Origin of the sequence: Funiculus sociatus GB2-C1, assembly GCF_039962115.1 — a bacterium.
Classification (GTDB): Bacteria; Cyanobacteriota; Cyanobacteriia; order Cyanobacteriales; family FACHB-T130; genus Funiculus; species Funiculus sociatus.
Map to the genome: position 1 here is coordinate 50,830 of NZ_JAMPKJ010000009.1, position 20,093 is coordinate 70,922.

Annotated in this window: 18 protein-coding genes, 1 tRNA gene and 1 pseudogene; 9 read left to right on the forward strand and 11 right to left on the reverse strand. The window is 46.3% G+C overall.

The genetic code is table 11. From position 1 onward, the window contains the following. The first annotated feature begins 61 nt into the window (after nt 1–61). The gene (locus NDI42_RS06630; RefSeq protein WP_348231387.1) at nt 62–976 is read left to right on the forward strand and encodes a sugar phosphate nucleotidyltransferase; all 915 of its coding nucleotides are present in this window, start codon (nt 62–64) and stop codon (nt 974–976) included. A 338-nt stretch (nt 977–1,314) separates the two neighbouring features. On the opposite strand, the gene purH is transcribed toward NDI42_RS06630, so the two are convergent. The 4 genes from purH to NDI42_RS06650 form a co-directional block, all read right to left on the reverse strand. Next, the gene (gene purH, locus NDI42_RS06635; RefSeq protein WP_190459654.1) at nt 1,315–2,862 is read right to left on the reverse strand and encodes a bifunctional phosphoribosylaminoimidazolecarboxamide formyltransferase/IMP cyclohydrolase; all 1,548 of its coding nucleotides are present in this window, start codon (nt 2,860–2,862) and stop codon (nt 1,315–1,317) included. Nucleotides 2,863–3,038: 176 nt separating this feature from the next. Further along, nucleotides 3,039–3,557: a photosystem I reaction center subunit XI gene (locus NDI42_RS06640; protein ID WP_190445112.1), complete on the reverse strand. Its 519-nt coding sequence runs from the start codon at nt 3,555–3,557 to the stop codon at nt 3,039–3,041. Between the two features lie 91 nt (nt 3,558–3,648). Further along, nucleotides 3,649–3,783, reverse strand: a complete 135-nt coding sequence (locus NDI42_RS06645) for a Photosystem I reaction center subunit IX (RefSeq protein WP_199295013.1) — start codon at nt 3,781–3,783, stop codon at nt 3,649–3,651. Nucleotides 3,784–3,822: 39 nt separating this feature from the next. Beyond that, nucleotides 3,823–4,320 carry a Photosystem I reaction center subunit III gene (locus tag NDI42_RS06650; protein WP_190459542.1) on the reverse strand — a complete coding sequence of 166 codons (498 nt, stop codon included), beginning with the start codon at nt 4,318–4,320 and terminating at the stop codon, nt 3,823–3,825. 187 nt (nt 4,321–4,507) lie between these two features. Here NDI42_RS06650 and tsaD point away from each other — a divergent pair, with 187 nt between their 5' ends. Continuing rightward, nucleotides 4,508–5,545: a tRNA (adenosine(37)-N6)-threonylcarbamoyltransferase complex transferase subunit TsaD gene (tsaD, locus tag NDI42_RS06655; protein WP_190459544.1), complete on the forward strand. Its 1,038-nt coding sequence runs from the start codon at nt 4,508–4,510 to the stop codon at nt 5,543–5,545. A 150-nt stretch (nt 5,546–5,695) separates the two neighbouring features. Here the strand turns inward: tsaD and NDI42_RS06660 are convergent, their stop codons facing one another. From NDI42_RS06660 to NDI42_RS06670, 3 genes are all read right to left on the reverse strand, one after another. Beyond that, entirely contained in the window at nt 5,696–6,052 is a 357-nt protein-coding gene (locus NDI42_RS06660; protein ID WP_190459546.1) for a hypothetical protein, read from the reverse strand. Nucleotides 6,053–6,265: 213 nt separating this feature from the next. Beyond that, on the reverse strand, nt 6,266–7,219 hold the full coding sequence (locus NDI42_RS06665) for an alpha/beta fold hydrolase (RefSeq protein ID WP_190459548.1): 954 nt from the start codon (nt 7,217–7,219) through the stop codon (nt 6,266–6,268). Between the two features lie 94 nt (nt 7,220–7,313). After that, the gene (locus tag NDI42_RS06670) at nt 7,314–8,039 is read right to left on the reverse strand and encodes a hypothetical protein (RefSeq protein ID WP_190417615.1); all 726 of its coding nucleotides are present in this window, start codon (nt 8,037–8,039) and stop codon (nt 7,314–7,316) included. Between the two features lie 765 nt (nt 8,040–8,804). On the opposite strand from NDI42_RS06670, the gene NDI42_RS06675 reads away from it, so the two are divergent. The 6 genes from NDI42_RS06675 to NDI42_RS06700 all read left to right on the forward strand — a co-directional run bounded on the left by NDI42_RS06675 (nt 8,805) and on the right by NDI42_RS06700 (nt 13,955). Next, on the forward strand, nt 8,805–9,332 hold the full coding sequence (locus NDI42_RS06675; RefSeq protein WP_190417617.1) for a GNAT family N-acetyltransferase: 528 nt from the start codon (nt 8,805–8,807) through the stop codon (nt 9,330–9,332). Between the two features lie 118 nt (nt 9,333–9,450). Beyond that, nucleotides 9,451–9,524 (forward strand) — tRNA-Pro (locus NDI42_RS06680). Between the two features lie 896 nt (nt 9,525–10,420). Beyond that, nucleotides 10,421–11,266 (forward strand): Tic22 family protein, encoded by an 846-nt coding sequence (locus tag NDI42_RS06685; protein WP_190459550.1) that lies wholly within the window; start codon nt 10,421–10,423, stop codon nt 11,264–11,266. A 3-nt stretch (nt 11,267–11,269) separates the two neighbouring features. Next, complete coding sequence (gene prmC, locus NDI42_RS06690) at nt 11,270–12,187, forward strand: peptide chain release factor N(5)-glutamine methyltransferase (RefSeq protein WP_190459552.1); 918 nt, start codon at nt 11,270–11,272, stop codon at nt 12,185–12,187. Nucleotides 12,188–12,407: 220 nt separating this feature from the next. Then, nucleotides 12,408–13,007 (forward strand): L-threonylcarbamoyladenylate synthase, encoded by a 600-nt coding sequence (locus NDI42_RS06695; RefSeq protein ID WP_190459554.1) that lies wholly within the window; start codon nt 12,408–12,410, stop codon nt 13,005–13,007. A 99-nt stretch (nt 13,008–13,106) separates the two neighbouring features. After that, the gene (locus NDI42_RS06700) at nt 13,107–13,955 is read left to right on the forward strand and encodes a sensor histidine kinase (RefSeq protein WP_190459556.1); all 849 of its coding nucleotides are present in this window, start codon (nt 13,107–13,109) and stop codon (nt 13,953–13,955) included. On the opposite strand, the gene NDI42_RS06705 is transcribed toward NDI42_RS06700, so the two are convergent. The 4 genes and pseudogenes from NDI42_RS06705 to rplU all read right to left on the reverse strand — a co-directional run. Continuing rightward, nucleotides 13,948–14,400 carry a GNAT family N-acetyltransferase gene (locus NDI42_RS06705; protein WP_190459656.1) on the reverse strand — a complete coding sequence of 151 codons (453 nt, stop codon included), beginning with the start codon at nt 14,398–14,400 and terminating at the stop codon, nt 13,948–13,950. The genes NDI42_RS06700 and NDI42_RS06705 overlap by 8 nt on opposite strands. A 124-nt stretch (nt 14,401–14,524) precedes the next feature. After that, nucleotides 14,525–15,502, reverse strand: a complete 978-nt coding sequence (gene hemB, locus NDI42_RS06710; protein WP_190459558.1) for a porphobilinogen synthase — start codon at nt 15,500–15,502, stop codon at nt 14,525–14,527. 287 nt (nt 15,503–15,789) lie between these two features. Then, on the reverse strand, nt 15,790–16,095 hold the full coding sequence (gene rpmA / locus NDI42_RS06715) for a 50S ribosomal protein L27 (RefSeq protein ID WP_190459559.1): 306 nt from the start codon (nt 16,093–16,095) through the stop codon (nt 15,790–15,792). Between the two features lie 215 nt (nt 16,096–16,310). Beyond that, nucleotides 16,311–16,745 (reverse strand): annotated as a pseudogene (gene rplU / locus NDI42_RS06720) (50S ribosomal protein L21); the annotation flags it as partial. Between the two features lie 310 nt (nt 16,746–17,055). Between rplU and NDI42_RS06725 the strand changes: the two are divergent. Next, complete coding sequence (locus NDI42_RS06725) at nt 17,056–20,085, forward strand: pentapeptide repeat-containing protein (protein ID WP_190459563.1); 3,030 nt, start codon at nt 17,056–17,058, stop codon at nt 20,083–20,085. Nucleotides 20,086–20,093 lie beyond the last annotated feature (8 nt).

The window sequence follows — 20,093 nt, forward strand, 5'->3', positions numbered from 1 at the left end:
TGTTAAAGACGAAGAAAGCCAGCAACAAGTCATAGAAATAATTAAACGGGATTTTCCTCAAATGCAAGCTTTAAGTTTAACAGTTAATTCGGATAAAAAAATTCGCAAAGCCGTGATTCCGGCTGGTGGTTTCGGCACTCGTTTGTTTCCAGCTACCAAAGCGGTGAAAAAAGAACTTTTTCCAATTATTGATAACGATGGTCGTGCTAAGCCTGTAATTATGGCGATTGTTGAAGAAGCCATTAGTGGCGGTATAGAAGAAGTTGGGATAGTTGTGCAACCAAGCGATCGCGCACTTTTTGAAGATTTTTTTAAAGCGCCACTCGCACCAGAACTTTACAAGAAGCTATCACCCCAAAATCAGGAATACAGCCAGTATCTCCAAGATTTAGGGAGCCGAATTACGATTTTAAATCAAGACAAACCGGAAGGCTACGGTTATGCTGTATTCTGTGCCAAAGAATGGGTAAAAGATGAGCCATTTCTGCTGATGCTGGGCGATCATGTTTACTCATCTGACACGGAAACATCGTGTGCGGGTCAAATATTAGATATTTACGAACAAGTCAATCAAAGCGTTGTTAGTTTGACTACGCTTCCAGCAGAAAGCCTTTATAAATCTGGCTGTGTTACAGGAAATTGGCAGGAGTTAAACTCAATTCTTTCCGTGACTCAACTCTCCGAAAAACCGACAATTGAGTATGCACTCCAGCATCTTCGTGTAGAGGGAATGGCAGAAGATCAGTTCTTATGTATATTTGGTTTGTATGTACTAACACCGAAAATTTTTGACTTTCTGGAAGAAAACATCAACAACAACACCCGCGACGAAAAAGGTGAATTTCAACTAACATCCTGTCTCGACAAATTGTGTAAAGAGGAGGGAATGACAGGATATGTTGTCAAAGGTAAATGTTATGACACTGGATTACCAGATCCCTATCGGCAGACGATGATTGATTTTAGAAATGTATAGTAGATAAGGATTTATACTTTTATCACCCTTTTAGGCTTTCCAATGAAAAAGCGCCTGGGAGTCTTGCCGTGTTTCGACCCCAGGCGCTTTTTCTTTTAAACTTGCTCCTCACACAAGAAGAGCATATCCCTGTTCAGTTCAAGAATAAGTCTGGAGAGTGACACTTTAGAAAGTGGACGCTGTTAACATTTCTGTCCAATGAAAAAGCGCCTGGGAGTCTTGCCGTGTTTCGACCCCAGGCGCTTTTTCCTTTAAGCTCGCTCCTCACACAAGAGAAGCATATCCCTGTTGAATCCAACCAAGGGATATGGCAAGTGACACTTTGATAACTGACACTCTTAATGCAAGAAATGACGCACACCAGTGAATACCATCACCAAACCTAATTCATCCGCTGCTTGAATCGAATCTTGATCGCGCATACTGCCCCCCGGCTGAACAATAGCCACAATTCCCGCCGCTGCTGCTGTTCGCACCGAATCATCAAACGGAAAGAAACCATCGCTGGCAAGGGTGGCACCTTGGGACTTTTCCCCAGCTTGTTCTAGGGCAATTTTAACCGAGCCGACACGATTCATTTGTCCTGCACCAACTCCTAAGGTGGCGCGATCGCGTGTTACTACAATTGCATTAGACTTGACGTGCTTGCAAATCTTCCAGGCAAAGAGCAATTCTTCTAGTTGATCTGGAGTCGGTTGCTTTTGGGTGACAACTTGCCACTCGGTGGGGGTTTCCACAACATCATCGGCAGCTTGCACCAGAAAACCACCAGCGATCGCTTTCACTGTATTTTCTGGCCCAGCACCCATATCTGGTAAAGTCAAAACCCGCACCTTAGACTTAGCTGCCAGAATTTCCTGCGCCTCTGGGGTACAACCCGGTGCTACCACACATTCTAAAAATGTTTTCGTCAGCGCTGTTGCTGTCGGTTCATCAATCGGCTTGTTTAGGGCTACAATTCCACCAAAAGCCGAAACTGCATCCGCATTGAAAGCCTTTTCATAAGCCTCAGACAGGCTATCTCCCACAGCCACACCGCAGGGATTGGTGTGCTTGAGAATCGCCGCCGCTGGCTTATCCGTAAATTCAGCAATAATTCGTCGCGCTGCTTCTAAATCAACTAAATTGTTGTAACTCAGTTCCTTTCCCTGGAGTTTTGTCGCCGCCGCCCATCCAGAGGCAACTGTTCCACTTTGATACCACGCTGCCGCTTGATGGGGATTTTCGCCATAACGTAGAGATTGCAGCTGGTTTCCAGAAAGGGTAAAGCTTGTTCTTTCGCTTTCTTCCCCCTGTTTGCTGGTAAAGAGGTGGAGGTAGGATGCGATCGCGCGATCGTAGTCCGCAGTATGGGAAAATGCCTCGCAAGCACAAGCTTGCCGAAACTCTAAAGATGCCTCTACACCATACTCTTTTAATTCTTGCAAGTAAGCATCGTACTGAGCTGGATTACACAGCACCGTTAGATGCTGGAAGTTTTTTGCAGATGCCCTTAACATAGCAGGGCCACCGATGTCAATCTGCTCAATCGCCTCCGGCAAAGTTACACCCGGTTTAGCAATAGTCTGCTCAAATGGATATAAATTCACCACCACTAAATCAATCGGACGAATTTGGTGATTTTCCAAATCTGCCACATCTTGCGGCAAATCCCGACGCGCTAAGATACCGCCATGAATCCGGGGATGCAGCGTTTTGACTCGTCCCCCCAAAATCTCCGGAAACCCCGTGTAATCAGAAACTTTCGTTACTTTTAGCCCAGCATCTTTTAGGGCTTTGGCTGTTCCACCACTGCTGATGATATCAAACTCAAATTCCACTAGCTGACGGGCGAAATCGATTAGCCCGGTTTTATCAGATACACTCAGCAGCGCTAAACGTGGCATGACAGTAAAACTTTCCCTTTGTCCAACATCATTAAGGATAAATGCGATCGCTCTCCTTCTGCACAAAAAGACGAACCCTGCCCTCACGGCATGGGCAGGGTTCATTTAGTAGTCTTTAATACTGAAAGCCTTTTATAACAAAAGGTTTCCAGGCTACTGTTCGCTCTTTTACAGAATTACCCATTAAAGAGGTTCTGGAGGATTTCTACATTAGAAATCAACAGGTAGGCGAATGCCGCGCCGCCAATTCCACCAATCAGAAAACCACTGCCATACTCATTCCAACCTTCCTGTGTTTTCAGGGCAGCGTCGGGAGCAGGCGTTGTAATCGTTTGCGTGGGTTCGGGAGGATTACTAGAGGCATACAGAGATAGGGAAATTGTCAAAATGACAATCAAGCCCACCGTTGACATCAAACCAGCCAAGTTCGCCACATCGGTGTCCCGCAGTGGGCCCAGCTTAGCAAACGGGCCAATCAGCCAATAACCATGAGCCATGCCAACTTCTAGTCCCCGGCGGAAGGGTGACAGACCTTTGCGATAGGCTGGCAAGTTATTGATGAAAGCTTTCGTGAAACCGGAAGCATTAATCGGTGTTGCTAAATTGCCATTTTGCGGGTCGCCAGCGATGTGAACAACTTCCCGATTTCTGATATCGCTGGGACGATTTTTTGATTCACTAATTGCTTGTACCATAATTTTCTTCACCTTTAGTGAGGGTAATTTCATTCTATTAGTCATTAGTCATTAAAAGCAGCTAATAACTAATGACTAATGACTAAAAAGCTTACGGCATTGGATGGAAAAGCAGGTCTGGGAAATAGTAGATAAAGAAAGCCAAAAGAGCCGCTTGAACGGATATCCAAACAATACCTAGAACCGGGGCTAGGGAAAGATACTTGATGAAATATTGCAACTGCATGAATTATTCTCCAAAACAAGTCAAAGATTTCAATGAAACCTAGCGAATTGAGACAGGAATCTCATCTTCTTTGGCAGTCAATTTACCTGTGAGTAATTCGTTGACTGCTGCCAAAGGCCAAGTGAAGCCGGAGAGCATCAAGCTTACTGCCCGTGGAACATCAATGATGATTTCTCTCATCTCTGGTGAAGCTTCTTTTTTCACCGATTGGATGTAAGAGCGACCAACCCAACCAATCCAACCTGCGATATATAGAAACAGAATGCCAGGAATGATAAAATCACCAGCACGATTTAGGCGACCATCTACAATCAAGTGGGGTAAACCCTCTGGACCGCAGTATGCCTGAGCATAACGCTCAAAGCGCTTACGTCCGGAATCTGGGTCGAAGTTAGTGTTACGGGCGTTTTCAGCACGTTGCTGGAACGCTGGGGACTCACTACAAGGCACCAGTCCAGCCACTTCATCAGCAGATGCACTTGGGGCAAAGTTAGCCCAAATACAAATGGCAAAAATCAAAGCTAACAATCGTCTCATAGGATTGTTTCCTTTTGTTACAACTTGACAATGTTTGTGTACAAAACAGGGCGCTCGTTTGTACGAAAGCAATCATGTATCGATATATTAAAGTACCAGTGAATGGTGACCGTATTAGCGATTGAAACAAGTTGTGACGAAACAGCGGTAGCGTTTGTTAAAAATCGTCATATTTAAGTAGCAGTAAATGACAACAGTATTAGCGATTGAAACAAGTTGTGACGAAACAGCAGTAGCGATTGTTAAAAATCGTGAAGTTTGCAGTAGCGTCGTTTCCTCCCAAATCTCTGTCCATCAGCAGTATGGCGGCGTTGTGCCGGAAGTAGCTTCGCGTCAGCACGTCGAAACTATTAACTTTTGTGTAGAACAAGCGCTCCAAGATGCTCAAGTTGAATGGGGGGCAATTGATGGAATTGCAGCAACCGCAGCACCGGGTTTGGTGGGAGCGTTGTTAGTAGGTTTGACTACTGCTAAAACTCTTGCTATCGTCCACCAGAAACCTTTTGTCGGCATCCATCATTTGGAGGGTCATATTTATGCTTCGTATCTAAGCGACCCAGCTTTACAACCGCCTTTTTTGTGTCTGTTGGTTTCTGGCGGACACACTAGCTTGATTTATGTCAAAGATTGTGGTGTGTACGAAACGCTGGGGGAAACCCGCGATGATGCTGCGGGTGAAGCTTTTGATAAGGTGGCGCGATTGTTAAATCTTGGTTATCCTGGGGGGCCAGTAATTGACCGACTGGCACGAGAGGGAAATCCCCAAGCTTATCCTTTACCAGAGGGAAATGTGGGGTTGCCTGGTGGCGGTTATCATCCCTACGATTCTAGTTTTAGTGGCTTAAAGACGGCAGTGTTGCGGCTGGTGCAAAAGTTGCAGCAGCAGGGCGGATCGTTGCCAGTGAAAGATATTGCTGCAAGTTTCCAAGAGAGTGTATCGCGAAGTTTAACTAAAAGAGCGATCGCTTGCGCTGTTGACTACGGTCTTGACACTATTGTTATCGGTGGTGGTGTCGCTGCTAACAGCGGACTGAGAAGCCATCTAGCTGCCGCTGCTGGCACTCGCAACTTGCGGGTACTATTCCCGGATCTCAAGTTTTGCACCGACAATGCGGCAATGATTGGCTGTGCCGCCGCTGAACACCTTAATCGAGGTCATACCTCCCGGCTGACTTTGGGTGTTCAGTCCCGCCTTGCTATTACTGATGTCATGCAGCTTTACTAGAGATTGGGAATTGGGGATTGGGGATTGGGAATTGGGAATTGGGAATTGGGGATTAGTAACTCTCTCATTCCCCCACTTTTCCCAGTCCCCAGCCCCCAGCCCCTAGTCCCTTCATCTAATAATGTTTTGTATAGTTTCCGAAAACGGAGACTAGCAGGCAACTTTGCTCAACGCGATCTCCCGATTTCTTTCGGACAGCTGTTGCAGATTTAGCTGATTATCCTCATCTATGAGGTTTTCTTTCTGTAAAAGCTCATAAATAGTTAAACACAGTAGCATTTCCACCTGACTAACCTGTTCGCTAAGCCAGTGATGAGTAGCAGCATTGTCCGGAAAGTGGTCGATACATTCCTTGGTGTAGCGGCGAAATTCTCTCACCTGGTTCAAAATTTGTACCAAATAGCTAGGACACTCACAGGCGATCACATCCGCTGCCTCACAAATAGCCAGTAGCTGTTCGTCAGGAAACTCTGGTGAGATTTGGATTGTCTGGCTGCGATCGCTCATAATGCTTAAATCTTTGTAAACTTTTCTTGTTTAACAATTTTAGCTTGATAAAATATAAAGCTGACTTAATTTATGGGTTATCTATCTTAAGTCTGAAAGCTAAACAAAGCAAAAAGCCCAGAATTCTTGATAAAAGCATAAGAGGCAGTCTTGTTCCAAGGATAGGATTAGCGATCGCTACACCTACCCTATCTTTGGGATGGTTTATTCTTTCTACGAAGAATGAGCCGCCAGAATATTGCGAATTTGGGTAGCAACTGTCTCTGGTTGCTCCACCATCGACAAATGTCCGCAATCAGGAATTTCCATAACGTTATAACCGCAAGCCTGAAACAGCGGATGAAAGCTTGCCAGATGGCGCACATACTGGGGTTCCATCACCGTATCCTTAGCACCAGCAATGAAATAAACAGGCTGCAATAGGCGCGAAACCACTTGCGGTAAGCGGTTCACTTCTGCTTCCGTCGTCGAATCCAGCAAAGTCAAGAGCGCCGCTTCCTGGTCAGCCGTGAGGAAATCAATCAGCCGCTGCCGTCCCCAAACCCTAGCAATCGGACGCGCCACCTGCGCCCGCGTAAAGGGCAAATCAATCCCCGGCACATAGCACAGCCAACGCGGGCGCACTTTCAACAACTGCTGACCAGCAGCCCGAAACCGATCAAATGCTTCCTTAAGATAAATCCCACCGCCAGCATTGATGCAGACAACGCCCTTGACACGATCGGGGTGCTGATCTGCTGTCCAAAGGGCAATGCTACCGCCCAACGAATGACCAATCAGCCAAGCATTAGAAATATTCAGCTTTTGTAACAAAATACCCAAATCGCGGCCATAGGCAGCTGGAGTGTACTGCCAAAGGCTTAAACTGAGAGATTCTTGATTTTTCCCAGTTTTAGACAAAAGCGATCGCGTCTCGGCAAGATTCTCCCTGTTTCTATTTTTTATTGCTTCCTGCCTATGTTCTTTTGGCGGAGGTTGGGAACCCCCAAACCCTCGTAAATCATAAGATAGACACTGATAATCTGGCGAGAGTCGGTCAATTAACGGTTGCCAATACCGACGGCTTAAGAGCCAGCCGTGAATGAAGACCAAGACAGGGGTAGATGTTGCAGTGGGAGCCGTCAAATCGTAGGTGTGCCGAACTCCCAGGATTTCTATAGTTGCCATATATTGATCCTATCCTGAAGTTCCGCCTTCCTTAGTTAACAGGTCAGTCGCTAATGGCTTGTCAAAAGCCATTTACCTATTAGCCGTCAGCTTATTAAAATCTGCGCCCCAGCAATCGCTGTCGCACACTTTCAGCAATTTTCTGCCCCAAATACTCCGGAATTATGCTTTCATTAGGCCCCAATAAGTAGAGAATCAAGCGGGTTCGCCCCCGCCAGACTAGCAAGTTGGCATTGACCACCAATAAATCCTCTTGCCAGATAGCGTACATCACCTTATAAAACAAACCAGGCTGGTTGTCTGCTTCAATTAACAGCGCTGGCAGATGGAATACAGGATCTACATAAAATTCCGTTTCCACCTGTTCTAAACCAGCGTCTAGGTTAAATTCCACGGCCAGCATCTCTTCTACTTCAAAACGCCCAGCCAAAGCCTCCCGAATGGCGCGGCAGACATTTTCTGAAGTTTTGTCTGTCAGTGCTTTGCTACCACGAGACACCACAAGTTTGATAAAAACTAGCATGGGCGGGGATATCTGACCGTACAGACTGAGACTGTGGATAGTCAGCCCATAGGCAGCCAGAACCCCAAAAATATCACTTAGTAGAAAAGATTGGTTACGGTAAGCAAAATGCAAGGCACTTTTATTACCTTCAGGTTTCAGCTCAATTACAGCTCTCCTAGTTTTGTAGAGCCGATAGGCGAGTCTAAGATTTTGTAGCTGGATCTCACTGCTGACAAACTGCTCGTAAAACTGAGGAAACGCTCGATTAAAGCGCTTCAGGAGTTCCATTGTCGATGATTTTAAACCCGCTGCCATAGATGGGGGTCAAGACTCGCTTGCCAGATTAAAAGCATTTTGGGACATAGAGCCAAGTCCCTTTCACCAAAGAACCTTCTCTTCTGGTTAATCTCTCACAAATCCTAAAAAAATTACCTACGCGATACCCGCTTCCGGTAAAGTTTCCTAAGTTGGTGCCAATAGCCGTTACGGGTTTTGTTCTAAAACTCCTCAAGGTGAAGTAACTAAACAGTAGTATCATTAGAAGCTGCCCGTACATAATTTTCTTTTTTAAGCCTACTACTTAAGTCATGAGGAACTGGTGCCTTCTGCCCTTCCAACAACAGAGGTAGGTTAGGATTTAGAGAAAAGCTGCGGAGTGTGAACCCTCAAGACCCCAGTCTAACTAAAGTCTTGCCTGATTGCGCTGTACTTGCTCCAACACCGCAAGCGATGTGGATAAGCAACGCTTGTAGTGGGTTAAAAGACAGGGCAATTGTGTTATCATCTATTTCGTGATGTTTGGCTCAGATTCGCAGCAATAAGAGGTATCTCAGATACTGAAACTATCTCACTATCAAAAAGTGTACGCGATTCTGGCAATATCAATTGATTTATTAGATTGCTTCGTTACTCTCATTCGTACATGGGCATTAATACCTGTGAAGATGGGGTGATTGGCGCTAGAAGTTAAGCTTCTTTCAGCGTTAACTGGGATCAGTAAATCAGCAAGTCTCATCTGTAAGGTGGGAATTCTACCGATCGGTAGGAACAGGAAAATATAAATACCTTAGCCACACCTGCATGGGTTTTTGGAAAAGCTTGTTTAGCGGTTCTGACAGCAGCACCGCGTCGAAGATGACGCCTGGTGAAGGTTATGCTATGGAAGGTGCAGGCGATCGCACAGGCAATGGTTCTCGCATCTTTTTTAGCACTGAGCGTGACATTGACCTGTATGAACTGGAAGAACTCTGCGATGCGGTTGGCTGGTCGCGGCGACCGTTACGCAAGGTAAAGAAAGCTATTGAACACAGTTTCCTCGTAGTTTCAATGTGGGACGTGCGGGGAACTCAGCGACGGCTAGTTGGCTTTGCTCGTGCCACTTCTGACCATGCCTTCAATGCCACTATCTGGGATGTGGTAGTTCACCCAGATTTCCAAGGCAAGGGGCTGGGTAAGGCATTAATGAAGTACGCTATCAAGAAACTTCGCAGCGAAGATATAAGTAACATTACTCTATTCGCTGATCCTCAAGTTGTGGATTTTTACCGGGGAATAAATTTTATTGCAGACCCGGAAGGGATTAAAGGAATGTTTTGGTATCCAGATTAATTTGAAAATTGGTGAGCTAAAAGTCAGCAAGTACGCTATAATAAGCAAAGGTCGCTGGCGCAGTATTAGTACACAAACTAATGTACAAAATATTCAAAATGCGATCGCTCAATTTGAACGGGATGTAGCGCAGCTTGGTAGCGCGCCTGCTTTGGGAGCAGGATGCCGCAGGTTCAAATCCTGTCATCCCGATTAAAATAAAAACCCCAAAACCCTTGATTAGTCTGGGTTTTGGGGTTTTTATTTTAGGAGAGCCGGGTCAAAGGAGTAGTGGCGTTCTCTTAGGAGGAGTATTTTGTTAATCGTTCTGGTAGCACACTTGAGAAAAAGTCAACAAGTGCTAGAAAATGAGTATGCAAGCAAACTCAAGTAATAAAAGTACGGCGGTTGGCTCCGTAGTAGTTGATAGCACAACTGAAAAAATCGCTAGATGCTGCCTAATGAACCTCTCAGTAGCCTGTAAATTGGGTATCAAAAAGGAGCTATTAGCTAGTAACCGCATTCATTACCTTACAGGGATTACAAGCGCTAGAACACCTCAATACTGCGGACATTTAAACTTACAGACTCTTCTTAAATCCGGTCATCCTGATTCTTGGTAGTAAAAAGAATTAGCGCCTCAAGGCAACCGAAATCGGAGAGCTTTCTTATAATTTTGGTGTGTGGATTTCTCAGGATCTGAGCAGCTATGTAACAATCAGATGCTGCCGTGGGAAAAAAGCGGATAACCTAGCGAAGTAGGGGCTGGAACCGAGGCGAAGCTTAGATAGTCATTGTAATGTGACAATTGGCCGTCATGACACAGCACCACTACTTAGGGAATCCTATTTTCCAGTAGAAGGCATTGAGGATGAGAATATTAGCGATCGCTAATATTGTATTGACATTAGGTGTCAGGAAGTAGTATATGGGGGATTAAAGTATTCAAAAATGGCAGTCGCCACAAAACAGCAGAACAGATACAGTTTAGTTAGAAACAAAATTTGACCCGGATGAACGGGGGCTGCTTGAAAGAGGAAACATTTCGCCTGGTCTGGACTCTATTTGGTAAGACGAGGTATCCAAAGGAAAAATTTGAGGGAATTCTGATGAAATCATTAGTTCGTTTGGGCGCAACACTGGGTCTAGTTGGCGGTATCCTCCTGGGAGGACTACCCGCAATGGAAAATCTGCGGGCGATCGCATTGCCAGAAGATCAGGTCGTAAAAAAGCTAGCTGAAGTACCCGTATTTACGCTCACCAATGCTCAAGGTGACTTCGTGGTTCGCTCGATAAAGAACGAAAACCAGACTGTTTCACAGGTGGGCTTTTTTGTCAGCAAGCAGGATGCTCAAAAATTTCTCGACGACCGGCTGAAGAAGGAGAATCCTCAGCTGGCAAACACAATGAAGGTGGTTGCCGTGTCCTTGGCAGACTTTTACACGATGGCTCAAGCCAGTAAAAAGAAGCCAGATGGTACAGTTTTTACTCTAGTTCCCGCGCAGCAACAGGTTGAATTGGCAAGAACGCTGCTGACTCAGAGCGGCCAACAAGGGCAGCAATTTAATGGTATTCCCCTCTTTGTACCGAAGTTTAAGAAAGATAATAATTATCTGACTATTCCACTGGGCAATGAGCGGTTTATTCCTTTCTACTTTGACAAACAGCAAGCGATCGCTCTCATAGACCGTTTTAAGCAAGCTGTCCCTGCTGAAGCCGCTAACACTGAGATTCAGGTAGTGGATTTGCAAAGTGTTATTCAAACCTTGCTAACCAGCAATGATCCTGGTCTAAGCAAAATTGTCTTGTATCCATCGCAGGAGTCAATACAATTTATCCGCACCCTGCAACCCGCAGCTGGGCAGAATCAAGCTCAGCCAGCAAGACCTCAACAACAGCAGCCAGCAAGACCTCAACAACAACAGCCAGCAAGACCTCAACAACCCAGACGTTGAGATATGAACGACCCGCAGTCGCCAACAGTTTCAGGTGGGGAACTCTTGTCTTGGCGCAACTGGGCAAGAGATGCGGCTAAGTCTGCTGATGTTGACCCAACTGAAGTGGACTGGCTGCTTTTAGAAGTTGCCGATGTAAATCGGTTGGCGCTGCGGTTAGATTCTTTCCAAGGCAGAACCCAGATAAAGGTAAAGCTGCCGTTATCAGTGTTAACCGAGATGTGGCAACGGCGAATTTGCGATCGCTTGCCGATACAGTACATCGCTGGTGTTACACCTTGGCGTAATTTTTCTTTGGCGGTAACTCCGGCGGTGTTGATTCCCCGACCGGAGACAGAATATCTGATTGATTTGGCAGTTACTGCTGCTGAAAAAGGCCAAGTCACCCCAAGCTTAAAGCAAGGACACTGGGCAGATTTGGGAACAGGTAGTGGCGCGATCGCTCTTGGTTTAGCAGATGGGTTAAGACAGGCAACAATTCACGCCGTCGATTTTAGCCCTGAGGCTCTTGCGATCGCCCAATACAATGCTCTTAATCTGGGTTTTGCCACTCGGATTCATTTTTATCAAGGTTCCTGGTGGGACCCTTTACATGCCCTCAAAGGCAAACTCAGCGGCATGGTTTCCAACCCGCCGTACATTCCTAGCAGTCTGGTGCCTTCTCTACAACCGGAAGTGGCGAAGCACGAACCCCATCTCGCCCTTGATGGGGGCAAGGATGGGCTTGATTGCATTCGCCACTTGGTAAAGAAAGCACCCGAATACCTGCATCCGGGCGGTATTTGGCTAATTGAAATGATGGCGGGACAAGCCGATGCTGTTGTTCAATTGTTGCAAGAAGAAGGGCGTTACTGCGACATTTCAATTCATGCCGATTTCGCTGGAATTGAACGTTTTGCTCTTGCTTATATTAAAAATTAGGAATTTTCTTGAACTGCCTATTTTTATATGGTATATTTAACTTTATAATAAGATTTTAAGTAGTTTTCTTCATACTAGAAATATGTAAATCTTTCAAAAAAAAAGGACGGATTTCCATTATCTAAATATACCATAAAAGGCCTATAGCGAAAAATAAAAAGTTAATAATAGTAAGTTAATTTTAAAGCAGAAAATCAAGATAAATTCAATCCAAAATCGAATGGCACAAGTTTCAATCGATGCCCTGATAAAAGGCGCTCTTTCTGGGTGTTTGGTGAGCTTTCCCACAGATACAGTACCAGCATTGGCAGTACAGCCGGAACACTCAGAGCTAATTTTTGCGGCAAAACAGCGGAGTGGAGATAAACCGTTGATTTTGATGGGAGCAACGCCAGCAGATTTATGGACTTTTGTAACTGGAAGTGCGGCGGAATGGGAGATTTGGCAACAAGTTGCTTTGCAATATTGGCCGGGAGCGATAACGTTAGTATTGCCAGCTTCAGAGCGCGTCCCAAGAACCATGAACCCGACTGATCCCAGCACAATAGGAGTGAGAGTGCCAAATTGCGCGATCGCTCGTAAAATTCTGGCGCAAACTGGCCCCTTAGCAACTACTAGCGCCAATCGTTCTGGGGAGCCACCCCTCGAAACAATGACCGAAATCGAAGCGCAGTTTCCCGATGTCTTAACTCTACTACCCTCGGAATTAAAGACTGAAGAATTGGCGCTTGGCGTTCCTTCCACCGTTGCCAAATGGACAGACAGTAAATGGGAAATTTTGCGGCAAGGAGCAGTTAAATTGGAAGGAACTGGGAATTAAAGACCCTTGATTAGAGATATTTTCTGATGATTAATTTCTAATTCCCCCTACAGGGTAACTTTTACCCAACCCTCAAAATCTAAAAACCGATATATTTTTATGCCCCAAGACGCTAACTCAAACTTGGAAGCCATTTTAGAGGAACTCAAGCAAACCCAACTTGCTTGTAACATGGCAACAGAAATGGGCCAGTTTAAAGCGGGTTTTTTGGCGCGGACTTCTCATGAATTGCGATCGCCCTTGAACAGTTTAATCGGTCTACATCAGCTAATTTTGTCAGATTTGTGTGACTCTCCAGAGGAAGAACGAGAGTTCATAGCCCAAGCTCAAGGCTCTGCACTTAAACTGGTAAAACTTTTAGACGAAATTATTGCCGTTGCCAAAACCCAACATGGCACCAATCGGCTAGAAATTCAGCCTGTACAGATAGCTAATGTTTTTGAGCAAGTCTATAACTTTACGTACCTGCAAGCAGCTAATCGCAGCATTCGCTTGGAAGTATCGCCCCCCGATCCAGAAATTTACGTTTTGGCAGATCCGCGACGGTTACAACAAGTGGTGCTGAATTTAGTTGATAGCGCGATCGCTCGTATGGACGGAGGTAGCATTCGAGTTTCCGCTTCTCCCTCACCAGCATCTGATCATCTCCACATCTGGATTGACGTTCAAGGGGAGGTTCCCTCCCACCCTTGGAGCGAGCCTGTGGATTTGCTCAATACCGTGAAAAAGACAGAAGAACAGGTAAAAAATCCAGACAAGCAGCCTGTAAAAGAGCCACTGCTATCAGCAGGGATGAATCTGTTAATCAATCAAACTTTGCTGGAAGTCATGCAGGGACGACTAGAAGTGGTGGCGGGACAACCAGCCGACACCCCTGCTACTTCAGCACCAGAAAATCTTATCCGGCTTCAGCTTTCGATTCCCCTCGTGACACCAGAAACTATCTAACCTGGACAGCCATAGGCTCAGCTACCGGCTGGTTATTATACAGCACCATCGTTGTACTGGGATTGCTATATTCAAATCCAATACGGGCGTAAAAGCCTTGTTGATAGGTAGTCAACAAGTAAACGCGCTCTACTCGGCTCAGGCGGGGATGGCTGATAAGTGTTTCCACTAACTTGCGTCCGAGTCCTGCACCTTGGTAGTCCGGGTGAATGATCACATCCCAGATAGTGGCACGGTAGACACCATCGGAAGTGGCTCTGGCGAATCCGATCATGCGATCGCCATCCCAGACGCTGATCGCCGGCTCACTGTTAGCGATCGCCACTTCTAAATCCTCAATTTTTCGACTCTGCGCCCAGAAGGCTGCTATTTGAAACAACTCCAGCAGTTGTTTGAAGTCGATCTTTGATTTATTGTCACAAAACTGGATATGACGGCAATCCATCGTCATCAGTAACCTAGATTTTCGTACTGGGTCATTTTACTAACCAGACAGCAGCCGATTGGTGTCCAACGTCACCGAAATTCAATTGATTTTCAGCTAATTTTGGCTTTACCTATTACCTAAATTACAACCAACGAGCAGCATCTTTAGCGTGATAGGTGAGAATCAAATCGGCACCAGACCGCTTAAAGCCAGTCAAAGTTTCCATCACCACTCGCTGTTCGTCAATCCAGCCATTTAAAGCAGCCGCTTTAACCATCGCGTATTCGCCAGAGACATTGTAGGCGGCTACTGGTAAATTGGTTGCTTCCTTCACCCGCCAGATAATATCCATATAAGCTAGGGCGGGTTTAACCATCAGCATATCTGCACCTTCAGCGATGTCAAGTTCAATTTCTTTAATCGCTTCGCGGGCATTACCTGGGTCCATTTGGTAGGTTCTGCGATCGCCAAACTGAGGAGCAGAGTCAGCAGCATCCCGGAAAGGGCCATAGTAAGCTGAAGCATACTTCGCAGCATAGGAAAGAATCGGTATATCTTCATACCCTGCCGCATCCAATCCTTCCCGAATCGCCTGTACAAAACCGTCCATCATCCCGGAAGGCGCAATGATATCAGCACCAGCCTTAGCTTGAGAAACTGCTGTTTTCTTTAGCAACTCCAGCGTCGGGTCATTCAAAACGCGACCAGACAAGTCGCCAACTTGTAAATAACCGCAGTGACCGTGACTGGTGTACTCGCACAGGCAAGTATCGGCAATCACAATCAAATCCGGCACCGCTTCTTTCACCGCCGTTGCTGCTTTTTGCACAATTCCGCAATCGTGCCAAGCGCCAGTCGCATCTGTATCCTTATCTTCAGGAATGCCAAATAGAATAATGCCTGGGATGCCGAGGTCATAAACTTCTTTCGCCTCTTCCACAATTTTGTCTACCGATAGTTGATAGACTCCCGGCATAGATTTCACTTCTTTAGCGATTCCCTGTCCTGGCACCGCAAACAGAGGATAGATTAAATCGCTTGTGGTAAGAACTGTCTCGCGCACCATCCGGCGTAGTTGGGGTGAAGTGCGAAGGCGGCGAGGGCGATGTATAGGGAACATGGCGTTTGGTGTAGTTGTTAATTGTTAAAACTGTTTTTTGCTGGTTTAAAAAGTTTATCGTTTTGTTTCCTGTAGCAACTCTATTATTTCGTAAAGTTCTGTGACATCTAGTTACCAGGCTCAGCCTGATAGGGAAGGAGGGCAGGTTCTGTCTCCCCCTAATTTTGGCAAAGTATCCTTTTTGACATCTTGCCCAGTAGGAAATAGAGGCACCTCCTACTTTTGCCACATATCCTTTGAAATAAAAAGGCACCCCGCCGGGTGCCTCTAGATTACCGACAAAACAATTAGGCTTGTGCGGTTGCCAGTTCTGCCTCAGCAGGTGCTTCAGCTGCTGCTGGCACTGGGTAAACGCTTACCTTCTTGCGGTATCTTTCCTTTCTTTCAAAGGTGACAACGCCATCGACTAGAGCAAACAAAGTATAGTCTTTGCCGACACCGACGTTTTGACCAGCGTGAAATGTAGTTCCCCGCTGACGCACCAAAATATTACCAGCCCTGACAACTTGACCGCCGAAGCGTTTAACGCCTAGACGTTGGGCATTAGAGTCACGACCGTTGCGCGTACTACCTGTACCTTTCTTGTGAGCCATAGTTTCCTCAATTTTTCTTATCTATTTACTATTGTGCTGTAGTTTTATTCCTCAGTTGCCAGAGTTTCCACAGCTTCTTGAGCTTCATCTAGCGATGTGGTCAGAGTTTCCACTGGCGCAGACTCTTCAGCATCTGGGTTTTGCTCAACCAGCTCTCCAACAGCTTCTTGAGCTTCTTCTATCGCATGAGCTATGACTTCCACTGGCGCTGGTTCCTCAGCAACAGACTCCTCTACCGCCGGGGTTTCGGGGAGTTCTGATGGGTATGGCGCAGTATCTGGATCTTCAAGCACTGGCGTTTGGGCTGATTCTTGCTGTGAGAATAGCACTGAGCCATTCATGCTGATGGAGTTAATCATCAGCTGGGTAATTTCTTGACGATGCCCTTTCTTCCTGCGGGTTTTCTTTTTGGGCTTCATCTTGTAGACGATGACTTTCTTGCCTCGGCGGTGTCTCATCACCGTTCCTTCTACAGTCGCGCCTTCGATGAAAGGTTGACCGATGGTGACATCGCCGTCGTTCTGAACGAACAACACCTTATCTATGGTGATATCCGTGTCTGGCTCGACGTGAAGCAGTTCGACATCGTAAAAGCGGCCTGGTTCGACTCTCAGCTGTTTGCCGCCAGTCTCAATAATTGCGTAACTCATGGGATAGTCCTTGGGGTTGCCGTACAGGTAGCTGGCTCATGTTTAGTAAATGACACCCGCACCATGAAGGGTGGGGCTACACAAACTAAGCCTGACGAGAGCAGGCTATGTCAGTGATGCCAGCTTTTGGAATGTCTCAACCTGATCCGAGCAGGAATAGACAGACAATCTACTATCATCGTTGATTTTTCTAGTTTTTGTCAAGAACGCGATCGCGCTTTCTCCAGAAAATATGAGAAGTATCCAACTGAGGGCAGATGCTTAGTAGTTGAGTTATCTTCGACTCATCAGGACGGAGAGTAGCGATCGCATGATTACAATCAAGCAGATTTGGCAGTGGTTGAATACTGATATTCGGGAATTAGGGAAACCCGGAGATGTAGCTGAGACGGGGACAGAGATTACTAAATTTGCGCTGGAATTCGCAGTGGCTTTAGGTTTATTCTCTGCAACTGCAAGCCCTGCTGGAATTGCTATAGCGGGGCTATCAGGGGCGAAACTAGCGATCCAAGGCGTGAGGCTGTACCGCAAAAAGAAGCGTCAAGAGCTATCCCTAGAGGAATGGGTAGCGATCGCATCTCCTCTCGCTTATCTAGAAAGCTTTAATGAATTGGTGCAAAGTAATGACTTATTACAGCAAATCAATTTACAACCAGCCAATCTAGAGCCAGCAAGTACAACCTCTCCCGCAAATATCGCCCAACAGCAAAGCGTAAAACTGGGAGAATTTCAACTAGATGAACATCTCGCTAGAAATGTTCTCACCTGCTTCCACGAATCGGAATTAGCCCAAGTTTTAAATCAGGTTTTGTCGAACCAACTGCAACAAGCAGGGATAAATAAGTACGACGCTGAGGTTTTAACAGCTTGGGTAGCTTGGAAGACTCATCAACACCTGAAAAAAGCCTTAGAAGATGCTGATGATTCTGTCAGACAACGGGCGGAATTGTATCTAGCTGGAAGGCGACAAGAATCGGAAAAATACTACAGTATCAATACTTATTTAGATGAACAAATTGCGACTAAGCCCCTAGAGCCAGTATTTGATGAGACTTTCACTTTCAAAGATATTTACGTGCCGTTGAAGGTACAACCAGTGAATCTGAAGAAGGGAGAGATTGATAAGGATGCAGAACCAATTGAGCTCGAAAGCTGGGCAAAGGTGATGCTAGCAGATGCCCAGAAACAAGACAAGGTGATGTTTATCCAAGGGGGGCCGGGAAGAGGGAAAAGTGTTTTTTGTCGGATGTTTGCCGACTGGGCGCGGCAGCATTTACATCCAGTTTGGACACCAATCTTGATTCGGTTGCGGGCTATTAGGACATTTGAAAAGAGTTTTGAAAAAACTTTGCAAGCAGCAGTAGGTTGTAATTTTTCCGTAAAAGATGATGGCTGGTTAACCGATAGAAATACCCGATTTTTATTTCTGCTGGATGGATTTGATGAGTTAGTGATGGAAAGAGGAACCAGCCAGGAATTAAAGGATTTCCTCTGGCAAATAGAAAATTTCCAAGGTAGCTGCCAGCGAAATTCTGAAAAAGGACATCGGGTTATTATTACAGGCAGACTCTTGGCACTACAAGGTATCGAAGGAAGTATACCTCCCAACATGGAACGAGTGGAACTACTGCCGATGGATGACGAACTCCAGCAGCAGTGGTTTACCAAATGGGAAACTCAAATTGGAGGTGATAAAACTTTAGCATTTCAGCAATTTTTGCAAGATACACGCTGTCCGGATCGGGTGCGGGAATTAGCAAAAGAACCGCTATTGCTATATCTATTGGCGGCGATGCACCGAGATGGCAAATTGACGGTGGAAATGTTTGAGGGTGCTAGCGGTGTCGGGGCAAAAATTCTGATTTACGAGCAATCTTTAGAGTGGGTACTGACCGAACAACGTAAAAAATGGCTGAATCGAGAGCTAACCGGACAGGAAACGGCAGGGCTGCGACGCATTTTGGCAGAGGCGGGATTGTGCGTCGTGCAGTCCGGTGGGGAATGTGCCGAGATGCAAACAATTGAGTCTCGTTTAACTGACGATGACAGTGCAATGAAGTTGATTCGCCAAGCTAGAGAACGACACGGAGAGGATGCGCTGAAAAATGCTTTGGCGGCTTTTTATCTCCAGCCTGCGGCAGCTGACAAAGGCGGTTCGGTGGAGTTTACCCACAAGAGTTTTGGGGAATTTTTGTGTGCGGAACGACTCAAAAAAAGTATAGAAGACTGGACGCAACCGGGAAAAAAACCGCAGGAGTTTGAGATATCTATCGACAAAATGGACTGGGAAATCTACGATTTGTTTGGCTATGGTGGGCTGACACTAGAAATTGTGGAATATTTAATGGCTTTATTAGCTGCCAGTAAGGAGTTTCAGCCAGTAGAATTATTCAACCGATTAGAGGATTTTTATCTGCGTTGGTGCGATGGTGAGTTTATCGATGCACCGCCAGAGAATCTGCCTCAGGAAAAGATGCGGAAAATGAAGGGGCAAACGCAAGATTCCAAGTTGATCGGGCAGCGACAGGTAGATGTTTATACAGGGCTGAATGTCACTATCTTGCTCTTAGAGTTACACCGCTATGCCCAGTTAAACGATGACTTAAAAGACAAAATTGCTTTCTTTCCCTGCGGTGAAAAAGATACTGATAGTTTTGATAAATATCGATTGCGTCGCAGCATCGGTTACAGCGAATGTATCGGTATTAGGGGCTTTATAGAAACAGTTTGGCGATTCCTCAGCAGCGCAAACCTCAGCGGCGCAAATCTCAGCGGCGCAGACCTGTGCGGCGCAGACCTGTGCGACGCAAATCTCAGCGGCGCAGACCTGTGGGACGCAAGTCTCAGCGGCGCAGACCTGTGCGGCGCAGACCTGTGCGACGCATACCTCTGTAACGCAGAGGTATGCGAAGCAAATCTCAGGGGCGCAGACCTCAGGGGCGCAGACCTCAGCGGTGCCTACCTGTGCGACGCAAATCTCAGCGACGCAGACCTCAACGGCGCAGACCTCAACGGCGCAGACCTGTGCGGCGCAAACCTCAACGGCGCAGACCTCAACGGCGCAGACCTCAGCGGCGCAGACCTCAGCGGCGCAGACCTCAGCGACGCAAACCTCAGCGACGCAGACCTGTGCGGCGCAGACCTGTGCGGCGCAAACCTCAGCGACGCAAACCTCAGCGACGCAAACCTCAGCGACGCAAACCTCAGCCGCACAAACCTCAGCCGCGCAAACCTCGAAAACATTTCTTGGGATAAGTATACGAAGTGGGAGAATATTCGGAATTTGGCAACAGCCAAGAATGTGCCAGAAGCTTTAAAGCAACAGCTAGGATTGAGTTAAAGTTATCA